Raw genomic sequence first — 16586 nt, 5'->3', positions numbered from 1 at the left:
ACAACATGAAGGTTGCTGTATTAGGAGCAGGATTAATGGGGAAAGAAGCAGCTCGTGATTTAGTATTAAGCCCAAATGTGGAAAAAGTTTTATTATGTGATTTAGATGTGGGACAAGCTAATTTGTTTAAAGAGAGGTTACAAAATTCCAAGGTGGAAGTTTTAAGATTAGATGCAAATGATGATGAGAATATACTACAAATAATGCAAAAAGTAGATGTTGTTATTAATGCTTTGTTTTATACGTTTAATGAAAAGGTTGCTAGGCTTGCAGTGGAAGCTGGCGTGCATTCCATCGATTTAGGGGGGCATATAGGCGGAGCAACAGATGCAGTGCTCTCACTCGATAAAAGAGCAAAGGATAAAGGTGTTACCCTTATTCCAGATTTAGGAGTGGCACCTGGAATGATTAATATTCTCGCAGGTTACGGCGCAAGTAAATTAGATAACGTTTCTGGTATTCATTTATATGTAGGTGGAATTCCCGCTGTTCCGGAGGGAATATTTGGATATAATATCGTCTTCTCATTAGAAGGAGTGTTTGACCATTATACCGATCCTTCCCATGTTATACGAGATGGGAAATTACAAGAAGTGAAATCTTTATCAGAAATTGAACCTATTTATTTTGAAGAGTATGGTGAATTAGAGGCATTTCATACCGCTGGCGGTACATCTACCTTAACAAAATCTTTTCCGAATATTGATACGCTGGAGTACAAAACCATTCGTTATAAAGGGCACGCAGAAAAGTTTAAATTGCTTGTCGATTTAGGACTAACAAATAAAAATACAATAGTAAATGTAAATGGAAACATGGTTAAAGCCCGCGATGTAATAAAAGAAGTATTGACACCTCAATTATTACTTGGTGATAAAGAAGACGTAGTTTTATTGAGAGTAATCGTAACTGGTACTAAAGACGGTGAAAATACAACGTATAATTACGAATTGGCCACAAAAAAAGACAAACTTTCGGGTACAACAGCAATGGCAAGAGCAACAGCCAACACCATTTCAGTTGTAGCACAAATGATTGGCAATAATGTCATCTCCAAACGAGGGGTATTCCCACCAGAACTTATAGTTCCTGGAGAATTATATATCAAAGAAATGGCCGCTCGAGGAGTAAATATTATGGAGTCAGTTATGAGAGGTGTTAACGTATGAACTTTGAATTTACAGAGGAACAGAAACTTCTTCGTAAAACAGTTCGGCAGTTTGTAGATAATGAAATTATTCCGCATATAGCAAAATGGGAAGAACAAGGCGCATTTGATAAGGGTATTTGGAAGCAATTAGCCGACCTTGGTTTGATGGGTGTTTGTGTACCTGAAAAATACGGCGGAAGTGGTATGGACTATAATGCCCTTGCGATTGTATGTGAGGAGCTCGAAAGAGGAGACACTGCTTTTCGTACGGCTGTTTCTGTGCATACCGGACTAAATTCAATGACTCTTATGCAATGGGGAACAGAAGAACAAAAACAAAAATATTTAATACCCCAAGCAAAGGGAGAGAAGATAGGAGCTTTTGGCTTAACGGAACCAGGAGCAGGATCCGATGTGGCTGCTATGTCGACAGTGGCCCTGCTTGATGGAGAAGAATATGTGATTACTGGGCAAAAAACTTGGATTTCACTATGTGATGCTGCTGATCATTTCCTTGTGTTTGCTTATACAGACAAATCGAAAAAACATCACGGTATCAGTGCATTCATTGTAGATCGTACAATGGAGGGCTTCTCTTCAAAAGCAATAAAAGGGAAGTATGGCATTAAATCAGGAAATACGGGTGAAATATTTTTTGAAAATATGCGAGTGCCAAAAGAAAACCTTCTTGGAAAAGAAGGCGAGGGTTTTAAAATTGCTATGTCTGCTCTAGACAATGGTCGATTCACTGTAGCAGCTGGGGCAGTAGGTCTTTCATTAGCTTGCTTAGAGGCAAGTGTGAAGTACTGTCATGAACGAGAAACATTCGGTAAGGAAATTGGTAAACACCAACTTGTGCAGCAAATGATTGCAAAGATGGAAGCTGGTCTTCAAATGAGCCGATTACTCGTTTACCGAGTCGGTGAATTGAAAAATAAAGGAGTTCGCAATACACGAGAAACGTCTCTAGCAAAATGGCAGGCTTGTGACTTTGCCAACAAGGCTGCTGATGATGCAGTACAAATACACGGTGCTTATGGCTATTCAGACGAATATCCAGTAGCAAGATACTTGCGCAATTCCAAAGCTCCAGTGATTTACGAAGGAACAAGAGAAATCCATACAATTATGCAAGCGGAATATGTTCTTGGCTATCGAGAAGATAAAACACTCTCTCATATGCTACCGAAATGGCCATTTGAAGAATAAGAAAAAGGTTTTCCTAGAGTATGAACTCAGGAAAACCTTTTCTTGTTTAGCTTTTAAAGTTAGGTGAAAAGAGAGCTTAAATTTTTTATTTAAAAAAACATTACAAGATAGTTAGAAAACTGAAAATTCTTAATCATATAAATAAATACTGGAAGCAGTGAAACCAATTGGAGAAATTTAAGTCTAATGGATTAACAAAGAAATAGAGAGGGTGATCACCATGAAAAAGAGCGGTATTTGGCTAATTACTATAGTTTTAATTATCGGTTTTGTAAGTGTATTGGTTTCAACAAAAACGATAGTAAGTGCACAAGAAGTGATAATGACACATCAACCATTAGTAGTAAAGTTATCTTCGGCTGTTAGTAAAAATGCGTGGGAAAAAGGGGATATGTATGTAACTAATCAACAAGGAACGAAAGTAAATGTAAAGCATAGTATTTCGAAAGACGGTAAATCTGTAGTGGTAACAGGACTTGAAGAAGGATCGTACATCCTACATGTAAAAAATCAATTTGGTAAAACAAAGTTTCCTATTAAAGTGTTTAAAGAGATTCAATCCGTCAAATCGAAAGAAGAGTTAACTGCATATTTTCAGTTAGTGAAAAAAGTACAAGGGGATAGAGTCGGATTTGTCTCAGAAGACATAATGACTTTAAGTGAAAGAGTCTCTTCAAATGCTAAAAGTAGTGATTATTCTACGACAAACAACCAAGTGGAAGGTGTCGATGAAGCGGATAGTGTAAAAACAGATGGATCCCGTATATTTACTATTAATGAAAACAATGTAGCGATAATTAATGTGGAAGATTCAAAGAATATGAAAGAAGAGAGTAAAATAAAATTTGGGGATGACTTTTATCCTACTCAGCTTTTATTGTCAGATCGAACATTGATTATTATGGGGCAAAAAAATATATATCAGTCGTTAGATTTGAAAAGTACTCAAGACATGGCGAGGATAGCGCTACCTCCTAGGAATCAGATGACAACTGTGTACTTATATGACATTTCAAATCCCAAATCACCAAAACTGTTAAGAGAGATTGGAACAGAAGGCTATATGAACGGTGCAAGATTAACGGATAATACACTCTACTATGTTACATCTGTTTATCCAAGGTATTGGATGATGGAAGAGAAGAGTGACTCGGAGCTACGTCCGTTCATCTATGACTCTAAAATAGATAAAGAGCCTAGACCTATGAATTACAATAGTATCTCTATTCTTCCAAACACTTTAGAAGGGAGCTACAGTATTGTTTCCGCAATAGATTTAACGAATCCAGCTGGAAATAAAGTAAATACTAAAGGTTTCTTAGGTGGAAGTGAACAATTATACATGTCTAAAGATAATTTATATTTAACTTCTACTTTATACGAAAATGCTACACCGACTGCGAAAAAATTTATTTGGAACCCTGGAAAAATGGATACAAAAGTATTTAAATTTGAGTTAAATAATACAAACATTCAATTTGTAGCATCAAGTAGAGTAACGGGTACGATATTAAATCAGTTTTCAATGGATGAGCATAATGGTTATTTCCGTTTAGTTACAACAAAAGGGAACACCTGGGACGAAAAAGAACCTTCTGAAAACAATCTTTTTATCCTAGATGATGGAATGAAAACTGTAGGTTCTTTAACAGGTCTTGCAAAAAAAGAAAGAGTATATTCTGCAAGATTTATGGGTGATAAAGTATATATGGTTACATTCAAACAAACGGATCCATTATTTGTCATAGATGTAGTGAATCCAACGGCTCCCAAAGTATTAGGAGAATTAAAAGTTCCTGGTTTTAGTAACTATTTACATCCGTTAGATGAAAACCATCTAATCGGATTTGGATATGAAACGAAAACGGTACCACAAGTAGATAGCAAGGAACCGCTTATTATGACAGAAGGCATGAAAATCTCGTTGTTTGATGTAACTGACCTTAAAAATCCAAAGGAATTGGATGCAAAAGTAATTGGTGGTCAAGGAACTTACTCACCTATTCAGTATGATCACCATGCATTATTCCAACATGAAGAAAAAAATCTTTATGGTTTTCCCGTTTCGATATATGAAAAGGGTGCCGGACAAGAATATTCTCAATTTAAACAAGAAGGTTCATTAATTTATGAAATTACTCCTGAAAAGGGAATTGCTTTAAAAGGTAATTTATTAAAATCTAAAAATCCAGCTCAGTTATATGAAGATTGGGAAACTAGCATTCAGCGTATGATTTATGTTGGGGATTCTCTTTACACAATATCCATGAAAGAAATAACAAGTTACAACTTACGTAACTTCGAAAAAATAGGAAAACTGACGTATTAGTAAAAAGGATGAGATCAACCTTTAAGTTGACCTCATCCTTTTTTAATAGAATGGTAATAGTGTAGGTCAGTGTTTCGTCTAAAGCACCCTGGAAATAGTAAAGACAAGATGCACTTAAATTTACTGGCTGACTTATTTTTTCAACTCAGAAACAGTCACAAACGTATAACCCTCACCTTGTAGATAAGCAAGCACATCGTCCAAGCCATCTGCCGTTGAAGCGTGGATATCATGCATTAAAACAATCGAACCATCTTTTACATGTGTTTTCACATGTTCTAGCAAGTGTTTGGCATCCTTATATTTCCAATCTAATGTGTCTACATCCCACAGAATGACAGGAAGGGAAGACTGGCTACGAACAGTTTTGTTAACAGCTCCATACGGGGGTCGGAACACAGTAGGTTTACTGCCAGATGCTTTTTCTATTGCATTGCTTGTATTATTAATCTCAGATGCTATTTTTCCGACAGTAGCTTTTGTTAAATCGGAGTGTGTCCATGTATGATTTCCCAATTCATGACCGGCATCTTTTATTTCTTTCACTACCTCAGGGTAAAATGAAACTCTACTCCCTAGCATAAAAAATGTAGCTTTTGCATTATACTTTTTTAAGGTTTCTAAAATTTTTCTTGTTGTTTCTGGATTAGGCCCATCATCAAATGTTAAGGCTACTACTTTACCAGGTGAAGGTGTTTTTGTTACTTCATCTTTTGGTGTTTCCGTTTCAACAGAAGTTTGTTTTTCAGGAGCATTATTAGTAGGTGTTGAATTCCCCTTAACGACTGGAAGTTTATATTCATCAGTTAATATATCATCTAAATCAGAGAGTGGGATGGAAATTGTTGATGCCCCAGCAGCTCCTGATGCTATTGCATATTCACTATAATAAAAATCAAGTGAATCCGTATTTAATACAAAGTTATTAAAATTCTCCCATTTTGGAGCTGTTTTTTCATCAAATTGTTCTAATAGTAAATAGGGACTTAATTGTTTATCGGAAGTTATTGCCTTCCTCACTTTACTGGAAAGCTTCTCTAGCGATTGCTCGTTTTTTGCAAGAAGATCCTCTATCGTTAGCATGTGACCTGATTGATTATGTAAGTGAATAATCTTTGTTTCGGATCTCCCGTTTGTTCCTCCCGTGTATATTCTTGAATGGATGACAAATGAGTAATAACCAGTAGTGTTTTGGAAAACTTCAAATGATATATTTAGCTCACCTTTAGTATGCTTTTTTGTTTCGCTTAAATAATTTGTATCTTCCAAATATAGTGTTTTTAAATTTTGGGTATATCCCTTCACAATTTTGTTGAAACTTGGAACATCACTTTGGGGATATTGAATTGCAAAAGGTGTATTTATATCGTTAGATGTTTCCGTGATGATACGAATCCCTGGATAGACCGAATCGCTTTCGCTTACTTCTTCCTGTGCCTTAGGGGAATGGCTAGCTGAAACTTTACTTTCTTTCTCAGAAGAGGTAGGTACCAAAAGAAGGAATGCTGTTAAACTACTTAATAAGATGATAGAAACAATAAACATAATGTCGATCCAGTGACTTCTTTTTCTGGATCTTGGATTTGTGGACATGGTAATTCTCCTTCTTTAAAACAAGAAAATATAACCAGGAGCCTGGAACTCCTGTTACTCGGCGTAAAAACCTCCTAAAGCTCGTTTCGAACTGGGGAAAATAGGGCCTGGTGTTTTTCTTATTATATTATATAAGATTAGACGGATGAATGTATGAAAAAGTTTTAGTTTATATTGTTTTTATTTCTAGCGTTCGATAAGATTATCGTACACAGAGGAAGGAAGGTGTTCCAACTGACGCCAAACTATGATTTAGCAGTAGAATGCTGCTTACTCGCAGGTCGATTAATGATGGAAAGTGGAGCGGAAACATACCGTGCAGAAGATACAATGGATCGTATGGCTCAATCACAGAAGTTGACGGAATCGCAAAGCTTTGTAACGCCTACTGGAATTATTTTCAGTGGAAATAGAGCACTTCCTACCAGATTAGTAAGGGTTAACAATAGAACCACAGATTTAGGGAAGATTGCACTTGTAAATGCAGTTTCAAGAAAGTTGGCTAATGATGAAATATCATTAGAGTCTGCATATATAGAGTTAAATAAAATTGATGAAGAACATAAAATGTACCCATTTTGGATTCAAATTATTGCTGCTTCAATTGCCTCAGGGGCTTTTCTAATATTGTTTGGTGCTAAGCTGTTAGATATTCCAACTGCTATGATTGCGGGGGGGATTGGCTATGCAATAGCCGATAAGTTAGAGTTAAGAACAAAAGTAAAGTTTTTCGCGGAATTTTTAGCCGCTTTAGTTATTAGTAGTATTGCGACATTCTCTGTGGCATATGGAATTGGCAATGAAGTAGACAAAATAATTATTGGATCTGTCATGCCGCTTGTTCCGGGTCTTCTTATTACAAATGCTGTGCGGGACTTGATGGCAGGGCATTTTGTATCAGGGTTATCAAAAGGAGCGGAAGCATTTCTTACAGCATCTGCGATAGGCGCAGGAGTTGCAATTATTTTATCATTGTAAGGAGGAAACTTATGTCATATCTATTTCAAGGAATATTAAGCTTTATTGCTGCAACGGCGTTTGGAATAGTTTTCAATGCTCCGAAAAACTCCCTTTTTTATTGTGGCCTTGTTGGAATGACAGGGTGGCTAATCTATTCTTTTACAGATCACTTATCAAATGATCCTGTCAAATCGTCTTTTGCTGGAGCGTTTACAATTGCATTTGTTGCTCATTTAATGGCAAAACGGATTAAAATGCCAATGATTATTTTTAGTGTAGCCGGAATTATTCCTTTAGTTCCAGGCGGGGTTGCATATAATGCAATGCGTCATATTGTGGAAGAAGATTATGGATTAGCTATTCAATATGCATCGCGAGCATTAATGATATCAGGAGCTATAGCAATTGGCTTAGTATTTGCTGAAATAATTATGAAGTTACTATTAATGGCGATAAAAAGGCCGAAATTAAAACCGTGAAAAACTTAAATGTTTTTCACGGTTTTTGTTTCTTTATTTAATAGGAATTCAATTTCATTTGCTGAAACAGGTTTGCTCACATAATAACCTTGAATCGAATCACAACCCATTTGCTTTAATACCGTGTATTGTTCTTCTGTTTCAACTCCCTCTGCCACTACTCCAATATTCAAGGAGTGTCCAAATTGTATTAAACCTTTAACTAGACTTTGTAACTTTTCTTGTTGCAACAGGGAGTTAATAAACGATTTGTCTACTTTTAATTGGCTGATCGGCAAAAGTTGTAAATATCTTAAAGATGCATAGCCAGTGCCAAAATCATCGAGCACAAATGATACACCATCCGTCTGTAACGTTTGCATTTGTTGGATAATTGACTTCTCTGCTTCTGCTTCTAATGCGAATTTTTCTGTAATTTCTATTATTAAAGTATCTGGCGAACAATTATATTTCTGTAACATTTTACGTACTGTTTTAACCATATTTTTATCTCGAAATTCTCGTATAGATGAGTTGAAGCTAACCTTAATAGGAAAGCCTTTGCTTTGCCAGACAGATGCCTGCTCACAACACTTTTCTAGCATAAAATTACCTATCTCATTAATCAATCCAGTTTCTTCGGCTATCGGAATTAGCTCTTCTGGAGAAATTACACCTAGTACTTCATCTTCCCAACGAACGAGAGCCTCAACAGAAGTGATTTTGCCTGTCTGTACATCTTTTTGTGGTAAGTACATTACATGAAGATCCTGATGATTTAAAGCTTCTAATAATCGTTTTTCAATCTGTATCGTTCGACTGAGTCTATTTTGATCAGATTGAGAAAGACTTACAATAGAGCCACCACCACCTTGCTTAACCTTCTGAACAGTGGCATTTGAAGCCTTTATTAAGTGAATATAGGATTGTTGGTCTTCTGGATACTTAGTAATTGCTCCACTAATTGTAATTGGAACGATTTTATTGTTTAAATAAATTGGATGTTGCTTTAAATAATTTGTAAACCCTTGAATATACCAATCACTTAAAGGAGTCAGAAGGGCAAATTCATCCCTACCAACTCGAGCAATGGTTGTCTCTTCAAAATAAACTTTTAATCTTTTAGTAAATTCAATTAATAATTCGGCTTCCGTTTGATCATTGAATATCTCTTTCAATGTATAAAACTGATCGATTGTAATAAAAACAAAAGAAAAGTTCCTTTTTTCTGAAATATATTCTTGTACGACGCCTTCTAAGCGGTGTCTGCTCATAAGTCCTGTTTCCATATCTACATAAGCTATTTGTTCTAAACGGGACTGAAATAATTTCTTTTCCGTAATTTCCTCTTCCAATAATAAATAATAAAGCGCATTATTTTTCTTGTCAGTTATAGGAATGGCGAGTAGATTTACCCAGTAGTTTGTTCCGTCTTTTGTAATTTTCTCCACTGCACCATGGAATCTTTCGCCTCTAGTAAGGGCTTTCATAATATTGTCAGCTACTATTGTACTCTCAGGTGTATTCGGAAATAGTTGCCAGAAAGATTTTCCTAAAATTCTTTTAGGGGTCCAGTTACTTTTCTTTAAAAAATGTGAATTTGCATGTGTAATTAAACCTTCTTTATCTAAATAAAGAATCATAAATGATTCGGATAGATTTTTTTTCAATAACTGCAACTCTAAAAATGAGGTTGCTTCTGAATTAGAAATATAATCTGTTTCAATAACAAATAAAACATAACGGTCATGCTCGAAAGTAAATGACTTTGCTAAAACAGAAGCCATGGATTGTTCACCGTTTGAATGATTAAGTAGTACGGAATCATATCGAATAGGCTCCACGTTATGTAATTGGTTTTCTAAAATGGAAGAAAAATGGCCTTGTAGACTATTATCAAACAAAGGGGGATGCTCTGATTTTGCATCATCAAAGGTATATCCGAAATGTTTTTCAGCTTCCCTACTCCACCAGACTATTTCCCCTTCTTTATTTGTTAAAAAGGTAGGATAAGGTAAATGGCTGAAAATAGTGCTGCATGAATCTAGTAATGCTTCAATAGAATGCATCTCTATGACCCCTTTCATTATTATTCTACTAATTATATAGAATAGAGAGAATTTAGTCATTACAATAGAACAATATATTCACTTTTTTTATGTTAATAGTTATAAATATCTACTATTTTTAGTGTTAACAAGGTCTTTTTTACGTTGAATTACATACTAATTAAGTTAAAATTAGAATAATGAGAATGAGGTGAATATTAAGTGGAACGCTGGAAAGGTATTATACTAATAATAGTAGGTGCCATGCTTTGGGGTGCGTCAGGTCCCATGATGGAATGGGTATTAAGCAATAGTGGGTTATCGGTCCCATTTTTTTTGACAATCCGTTTAACAATCGCTGGTATATCCATATTAATATTTCTAAAGTTGAGTGGAAAGAAGATTTTTACTATTTGGAAAGAACCAAGTTGGTGGAAGCAATTAATAGTCTTTGGGGTTTTTGGTATGCTAGGAGCACAATATACATTTGTAGCCACAATTGAGGCAAGTAATGCTTCCATTGCGACGTTATTACAATTTGTAGGGCCAATCTATATTATTTTGTATGTATCATGGAAAAGTAAGATGTTCCCACCTAAGTATCAAGTAATCGGGATTATTGGTACACTTATTGGCCTGTTTTTTTTATTGACTAATGCTAGAATAGACGAGTTATTAATAAGTTCTAAAGCATTGCTATGGGGTTTGGGTGTTGGTATAACGTTTGCTATTTATACAGTGTATCCAGCTAAACTTATGAAAGAATGGGGAGTACTAATTGTTGTTGGATGGGGAATGTTAGTCGGTGGTGTAGTTCTAGCAATAGTTACCCAGTCTTGGCGAACAGATGAATGGAGTTACTTGGCAGAGTTCCCAGTGAATTTGATGATTGGTTTCATTATCCTAATCGGTACAATTGCATTTGTGCTCTTTTTATCAAGTATGAAATACATAACAGCAGTAGAAACTAGTGTTCTTTCCAGTATGGAGCCTTTAACAGCAATGATTATTTCTGTGATTTGGTTTGGACAAATACTTGGAGTATGGCAATATTTTGGGGTAATTGTTATGCTAGCTTTTGTAACATGGCTTTCCATTGCCGGAGAGATTAAGTGGAAAAAGATAATTTTTGTGAAAAAAATAAGTTAATAGTAGTTTGAATGATTATTGATGAATTAATAAATAACGAGAAAAGGTTTCGTGAATGTCAAAATTCCCGAAACCTTTTTATGCCATTAACAGGTTGATTTCCGCTGCAGGTGGGCGCTTTCCAAGGGGCAAGCATCAAGCTGCTTCCTTCGCTTTGCTCAGTCCAGGGTCTTGATTTGCTTGCTAATCCCTTAGGAGTCGCCGCCTTCCGCTCCAATCAACAGTGCAATAAGAAAGGGAAGATGCTTTCTCGAAATAAGGAACTAGTATTTCCTTTGTAATAATCAATAGGGCAAGTGGAAGTAGAGAAAAAATAGATTGCATCCACGGATAAAGAAGCGGAGATGGCTTTTTTCTACGCTGCAAACATCGGAAGCTAATTCCTTTTGAACAGTTGTTTTATCTCTTCTGGCCACTAACCATCTTCAATAGTATACAAGTAGATTGAAGCGGATGGCCTCGCAGGAACGCACAAAGGAACAAAGGCTAAGAACGCCACCTCGTGTGGCAACGCCTTTGTGACCAACATAGTGTTGGCCTGAGGAGACTGAAGCCTTGCCCGCGAAAAGCGTCCGCCTTAGCGGAAAGCAACGACATTCATATGTTACTCTTCTTGAAAGGACTGGGAGTCTTTTTGCCCGGTTTTTCTTAAAGATTGTATTTGAAATATCGTGTTCATTGTGTTTTTAGTTTCACAGGATTTCTAACGCTAATTTGTGCCATCTCACATAAAGTTAACTCTTTACATAGAGAAATGGTTGCTCTCACGATAAAATTGGTTGCTTTCTTCAAGGCATTTGTTGCTTTCAGTGTAGAATCTGGTAGCTTTCATCTTACATTTAGTCGCTCTATGACAGTTTTTAACTTTTTAGTGGAGCATGTAAACTTAATAATACCAGTAATCCTGTGTAATTTGAGAAAAATAGACAGGATCCAATGATAAAGAAGTCTTGAGCGGACGAAATTGTATCTTCGTCCGCTTTTAAAAGAATAGGAAAGGAATTATTCTATCATTATCCAAACCTATTGCACCTTGTCTCCACGCTTTTCAAGATTGTCTATATCTGAGATGACCTAAACAATGGGTCATCTTTTTCTATAAGTTTTCGGATAATTATGGCATAATAGGTTTAACAATAATTAATTCGAGTCACGAAGAATCTAGGGGTGTTATAAACGTGAAAACAGTTTTTGCTTATTTATCACCATATAAGCGGCTAGTCATTATAGCATTATTATTTATGCTTATTGAACTTTCTGTAGAGCTAATTCAGCCATTATTAATAGCAACAATTATCGATGATGGAATTTTGGCGAAGAACCAGCAAACGATTATTTTTTGGGGAAGTATTATGCTAGGCTGTTCCGTGATGGCATTTTTAGCAGGGGTTATTAATACATATATCGCTTCGCATGTTGTACAAAGCTATGGATATGACATACGCCAAGTACTTTTTAAAAAAATTCAATCGTTTACGATGGCAACTTTTCTAAAGTTTCCATCCGCAAGTTTAATAACAAGATTAACAAATGATGTAACAATAACACAAAACTTATTTTTCATGGGCCTTCGCATTATGTTACGAGCTCCGTTAGTAGTTGTTGGAAGTATTATCATGTCCTTTTTTGTAAATGCATATTTAGCATTGTTTTTAGTAATTGGTGCACCTTTTTTAGTCATATTTCTATACTTTATGAGTAGAAAAGGGATGAAGCTTTTCGCTAAAGTACAAAAAAGTGTAGACCGAGTAACTCGAAAAGTTCAAGAAAACTTGCAAGCGGTTCGCTTAATAAAAGCGTATTTACGTGGCAACTTTGAGTCGAGCAGATTTGCCGGAGTCGCGGATGTACTGAAAATGGATAATGTGAAGGCATTTAGAATTATGGAGTTAATATTACCTGTCCTTCTATTTGTAATGAACGTAAGTTTATTGGCAGTACTTTGGTTTGGTGCTAAGGAAATACAAGCTGGAGGAGCACAAATGGGGCAACTTGTGGCAATTGTTAATTACGCAATGCGTATGACAGGTGCTTTTTCAATGTTTTCCTTTATTATCGTCTTTTTCTCTCGAGCAAAAGCTTCTGCTGAGCGTATGGAGGAAGTATTGATAGTTGAAGAGGGGATAGAAGAAATAAATACAAATACAGCAGGTATTATTCCTAGAGTAGGTGAAATTGAGTTTCAACATGTTTCATTTCAATATCCATCAACAGATGCGCCTGTTTTAAAAGATATATCCTTTACTGTTAAACCTGGTTCGAAACTCGCTATAATGGGTGCGACAGGTTCTGGGAAATCTACACTGCTTAACTTAATCCCACGATTCTTTGATGCAACGGAAGGTAACATTTTTATAGACGGGGTTGAAGTAAAGGATTGGCCATTAAAAGAACTTAGACAAGTGATAGGACTTGTGCCACAACAATCCATCCTTTTTACAGGTAGTATTGAAGAAAATTTAGGTTGGGGTGACTCAACTGCAACGGAAGAATTATTAAAAGAAGCTGCTAAGCAGGCACAAATACACAATTCTATTGAGCAATTCCCAGATCAATATGATACTAGGGTTGGCCAAAAAGGTGTTAATTTATCGGGTGGACAAAAGCAAAGACTATCAATTGCGCGAGCATTAGTCCGTAAGCCGGAGATTTTATTGTTAGATGATAGTACAAGTGCGCTAGATGTTTCTACAGAAAATGCATTGTGGGAAGCGTTAGAAAATGAAAAAGCAACGATGCTTGTCATTACACAAAAAATTAGAACTGCTAAGGGAGCGGACCAAATTCTTTTACTGGAAGAAGGGCAAGTTTCCGCTTATGGCACACACGATGAGTTGATGGAGAGCTCTTATTTGTATAGAGAAATCGCAGAATCACAGCAGGAGGGTGACCATCATGTTGAACTTCATTCGTAAACCTTTTGGATATGAACCTATTGTAACAAAGAACGACTTAAAGAAAAGTACTAAGAAGAAAGTGGAAAAAGCCTCTGACTGGAAAGGGGTACTTGCACGTATTTGGAAATTAGTAGACGAGCAACGACTTTTATTAATCATTGTTCTATTATTAGTAGTTGTAAGTTCTGCGTTATCCTTACTTGGTCCTTATATGATTGGAATAATAATTGACAATTATATTACGAAAGAACAATTTGCAGGGCTGTTGAATATGATCGAAATACTAGTAGTGGTATATGTTTTTTTGTCGGTTTCAATGTATTTACAAAGTTATTGGATGATAGGGATATCGCAACAGACAATTTATCGCTTGAGAACTGGTCTATTTAACAAACTTCAAAAATTACCGGTAGCTTTCTTTGATAAAAGACAGCACGGCGAACTAATGAGTAGGATGACTAATGATATTGAAAACGTCAGCCAAACGTTGAATTCATCATTTATACAAGTATTTTCAAGTATATTAACGTTAGTTGGGACCACTGTAGTGATGCTTCTTTTAAGTCCATTATTGACAGCTATCACGCTTATAATTGTTCCATTTATGTATTTTGCAATGCGTTGGATTACAAGACGAACGTCGAAATTGTTTAAGGAGCAGCAGCAAGCGGTAGGTGAACTAAATGGCATGATTGAAGAAACGATCTCTGGTCAAAGAATTGTTAAAGCATTCTCCCAAGAGAGTCGTATGTTGGAAGAGTTTTCCGTAAAAAGCGAACGGCTAAAAAGAACGGGATTTTGGGCACTTATTTACTCGGGTTTTATTCCCAAAGTAATGAACATGCTAAATAATGTAAGTTTTACCTTTGTCGCAGCTGGAGGAGGTGTGTTGGCGTATTATGGTAAGGTGTCCATTGGGGAAATTGTGATATTCACAGAGTATGCCCGTCAATTTACTCGACCTCTAAATGACTTAGCCAACCAATTTAATACTGTACTCTCAGCAATCGCAGGAGCAGAGCGTGTTTTTGCAATTATGGATGAAACAATAGAATTAGATGAAGCAGTGGATAACAAAGACTATAAACTTAAAGGGAATGTCACGTTTGAGGATGTAACATTTAAATACAATCAAGAAGAGGAGAGTCCAACAATTCAGCATGTTTCCTTCCATGTAGAAGCAGGGAAGACAGCTGCACTAGTCGGTGCAACTGGTGCAGGAAAAACAACTATAATGCAACTACTTGCCCGTTTTTATGAAGTAAACGAAGGGCGTATACTAATTGATGGTATTCCAATGGATAATATGCCGAGAAATACATTAAGAAGTCAAACAGCGTTCGTATTACAGGATCCTTTTCTCTTTGAAATGACTGTTAGAGAGAATATTCGTTATGGGAAATTAAATGCAACAGATGACGAAGTGTTATATGCTGCGAAAGAAGCAAATGCTCATGACTTTATTATGAAGCTACCTAACGGATATGATACAGTATTAACAGCTGACGGAGGAGAAATTAGCCAAGGTCAAAAACAGTTATTATCGATTGCTCGGGCACTAGTAGCAGATCCTGCAATTCTTTTGTTAGATGAGGCAACGTCTAGTATTGATACAGTCACAGAACTGAAAATTCAGGAAGCACTCGAACGATTAATGGAAGGTAGAACGAGCTTTGTAATTGCCCATCGATTAAATACCGTTCGTAAAGCGGATATTGTTTTTGTCATGGAGAATGGAAAACTTATTGAATCGGGTTCACAAGAAGCTTTATTAAAACAAAAAGGTCGATATTTTAAAATGATGACGAATGCAAGGATTTAAGGAGGACTTATGCATATTTCTTATATGACGGTTTCAATTCCATTAGACGTAGTTACGATGGATGAAATAAACGGATTAATGCAAGAAACATTTTTAGAAGACAAAGCAAATTACACATCACTACTAAGTATCGATGAACTTTCCGAATATTATTTAAAAGGATTTTGTGTATTAGCATACGAGGATGAAACAGATAAACTAGTTGGAGTGTTAACTGCTATTGATCGAATTGCTACATTAGATTTCGAATGGAGTTCGGTTGTATTACCAAAGGTTCGAAAGCAAGGTATTGGTGAACAGCTAGTGAAGGAGCTTGAGAAAAATTTAAAGCTTAGAGGAGCGGAATCAGATCTAGCGATGGTATATGAAAATTCGGAAGCGGGTCAACAGTTATTAAAGAAATTTGGTTATATACATGACTTTTCAGAAATAACAATGTATGCAAATGCAGAGGCAAATGAAACTTTTGCTAAGGAAGAAATCATCCCATATAATGGACAGGATACAGAGTTGATTGAGGTGCTGGTAAGCGCATTTGGAGACACAGAAGAGGAAGCAAGTGAGATGATTGCTTTTAATACAGAAACTCCCAATCGAAGGCTAATACTCGTTAAGGTAGACAGCGAAGTTGTAGGTACCGTAGCTATCGTGGATGATTCCGATAAATTATGGGTGACGGGACTAGCAGTGCATAAGAAAGCTCGAGGTCGTGGAATAGCAACTAGTCTATTAAATTGGTCGAAAAATGAAGCACATCATTTAGGCAAGACGGATGTTTATCTAGATGTGGAAACAGACAATGAAAATGCATTATCTGTTTATAAAAAAGCAGGATTTAGGAAGATCAATCATACGAATTTCTATAGAAAAGGATGACCAGTTGTGGTCATCCTTTTCACTATTTTATAGAATGCATGAACAGGTTGATTTCCACTTTAGGAGAACGCTTATCGGGCAAGCATCATACCGCT

General features: G+C 36.1%; 11 protein-coding genes. 9 read left to right on the top strand and 2 right to left on the bottom strand.

Going from position 1 to position 16586, the window contains the following annotated elements; translation table 11 throughout:
* Positions 1 to 5: 5 nt before the first annotated feature.
* From ACTSKG_RS09795 to ACTSKG_RS09785, 3 genes are all read left to right on the top strand, one after another.
* Positions 6 to 1169, top strand: a complete 1164-nt coding sequence (locus tag ACTSKG_RS09795) for a saccharopine dehydrogenase family protein (RefSeq protein WP_464754419.1) — start codon at positions 6 to 8, stop codon at positions 1167 to 1169.
* Positions 1166 to 2359, top strand: a complete 1194-nt coding sequence (locus ACTSKG_RS09790; RefSeq protein WP_464754418.1) for an acyl-CoA dehydrogenase family protein — start codon at positions 1166 to 1168, stop codon at positions 2357 to 2359. Before ACTSKG_RS09795 ends, ACTSKG_RS09790 begins: the two co-directional genes overlap by 4 nt.
* Before the next feature lie 220 nt (positions 2360 to 2579).
* Positions 2580 to 4688 (top strand): beta-propeller domain-containing protein, encoded by a 2109-nt coding sequence (locus ACTSKG_RS09785; RefSeq protein WP_464754417.1) that lies wholly within the window; start codon positions 2580 to 2582, stop codon positions 4686 to 4688.
* 132 nt (positions 4689 to 4820) lie between these two features.
* Here ACTSKG_RS09785 and ACTSKG_RS09780 read toward each other — a convergent pair whose 3' ends face one another.
* On the bottom strand, positions 4821 to 6281 hold the full coding sequence (locus tag ACTSKG_RS09780) for a polysaccharide deacetylase family protein (RefSeq protein ID WP_464754416.1): 1461 nt from the start codon (positions 6279 to 6281) through the stop codon (positions 4821 to 4823).
* Between the two features lie 225 nt (positions 6282 to 6506).
* On the opposite strand from ACTSKG_RS09780, the gene ACTSKG_RS09775 reads away from it, so the two are divergent.
* Both ACTSKG_RS09775 and ACTSKG_RS09770 read left to right on the top strand, forming a co-directional pair.
* On the top strand, positions 6507 to 7259 hold the full coding sequence (locus ACTSKG_RS09775) for a threonine/serine exporter family protein (protein WP_464754415.1): 753 nt from the start codon (positions 6507 to 6509) through the stop codon (positions 7257 to 7259).
* Positions 7260 to 7270: 11 nt separating this feature from the next.
* Positions 7271 to 7720, top strand: coding sequence for a threonine/serine exporter family protein (locus tag ACTSKG_RS09770; protein WP_464754414.1), 450 nt, complete (start codon positions 7271 to 7273; stop codon positions 7718 to 7720).
* A gap of 5 nt (positions 7721 to 7725) precedes the next feature.
* Here ACTSKG_RS09770 and ACTSKG_RS09765 read toward each other — a convergent pair whose 3' ends face one another.
* Positions 7726 to 9768, bottom strand: coding sequence for an EAL domain-containing protein (locus ACTSKG_RS09765; protein WP_464754413.1), 2043 nt, complete (start codon positions 9766 to 9768; stop codon positions 7726 to 7728).
* A 201-nt stretch (positions 9769 to 9969) separates the two neighbouring features.
* Between ACTSKG_RS09765 and ACTSKG_RS09760 the strand changes: the two genes are divergently transcribed.
* The 4 genes from ACTSKG_RS09760 to ACTSKG_RS09745 all read left to right on the top strand — a co-directional run bounded on the left by ACTSKG_RS09760 (position 9970) and on the right by ACTSKG_RS09745 (position 16491).
* On the top strand, positions 9970 to 10896 hold the full coding sequence (locus tag ACTSKG_RS09760) for a DMT family transporter (protein ID WP_464754412.1): 927 nt from the start codon (positions 9970 to 9972) through the stop codon (positions 10894 to 10896).
* A gap of 1178 nt (positions 10897 to 12074) precedes the next feature.
* Positions 12075 to 13811: an ABC transporter ATP-binding protein gene (locus ACTSKG_RS09755; RefSeq protein ID WP_464754411.1), complete on the top strand. Its 1737-nt coding sequence runs from the start codon at positions 12075 to 12077 to the stop codon at positions 13809 to 13811.
* Positions 13792 to 15615, top strand: a complete 1824-nt coding sequence (locus ACTSKG_RS09750; protein WP_464754410.1) for an ABC transporter ATP-binding protein — start codon at positions 13792 to 13794, stop codon at positions 15613 to 15615. Before ACTSKG_RS09755 ends, ACTSKG_RS09750 begins: the two co-directional genes overlap by 20 nt.
* 9 nt (positions 15616 to 15624) lie before the next feature.
* A complete protein-coding gene (locus ACTSKG_RS09745) occupies positions 15625 to 16491 on the top strand; it encodes a GNAT family N-acetyltransferase (RefSeq protein WP_464754409.1) in 867 nt (288 codons plus the stop codon).
* The last annotated feature ends 95 nt before the right edge of the window (positions 16492 to 16586 follow it).

The organism is Psychrobacillus syltrankelensis, from assembly GCF_055454035.1.
The sequence above is the reverse complement of the archived record's forward strand: the minus strand, read 5'-3'. Positions and strand labels throughout refer to the sequence as shown.

What these genes read in the sequence shown, in the direction of transcription:
- ACTSKG_RS09795 (WP_464754419.1), top strand. Translation starts at nt 6, where the DNA reads ATGAAGGTTGCTGTATTAGGAGCAGGATTAATGGGGAAAGAAGCAGCT.
- ACTSKG_RS09790 (WP_464754418.1), top strand. Translation starts at nt 1,166, where the DNA reads ATGAACTTTGAATTTACAGAGGAACAGAAACTTCTTCGTAAAACAGTT.
- ACTSKG_RS09785 (WP_464754417.1), top strand. Translation starts at nt 2,580, where the DNA reads ATGAAAAAGAGCGGTATTTGGCTAATTACTATAGTTTTAATTATCGGT.
- ACTSKG_RS09780 (WP_464754416.1), bottom strand. Translation starts at nt 6,281, where the DNA reads ATGTCCACAAATCCAAGATCCAGAAAAAGAAGTCACTGGATCGACATT.
- ACTSKG_RS09770 (WP_464754414.1), top strand. Translation starts at nt 7,271, where the DNA reads ATGTCATATCTATTTCAAGGAATATTAAGCTTTATTGCTGCAACGGCG.
- ACTSKG_RS09765 (WP_464754413.1), bottom strand. Translation starts at nt 9,768, where the DNA reads ATGCATTCTATTGAAGCATTACTAGATTCATGCAGCACTATTTTCAGC.
- ACTSKG_RS09750 (WP_464754410.1), top strand. Translation starts at nt 13,792, where the DNA reads ATGTTGAACTTCATTCGTAAACCTTTTGGATATGAACCTATTGTAACA.
- ACTSKG_RS09745 (WP_464754409.1), top strand. Translation starts at nt 15,625, where the DNA reads ATGCATATTTCTTATATGACGGTTTCAATTCCATTAGACGTAGTTACG.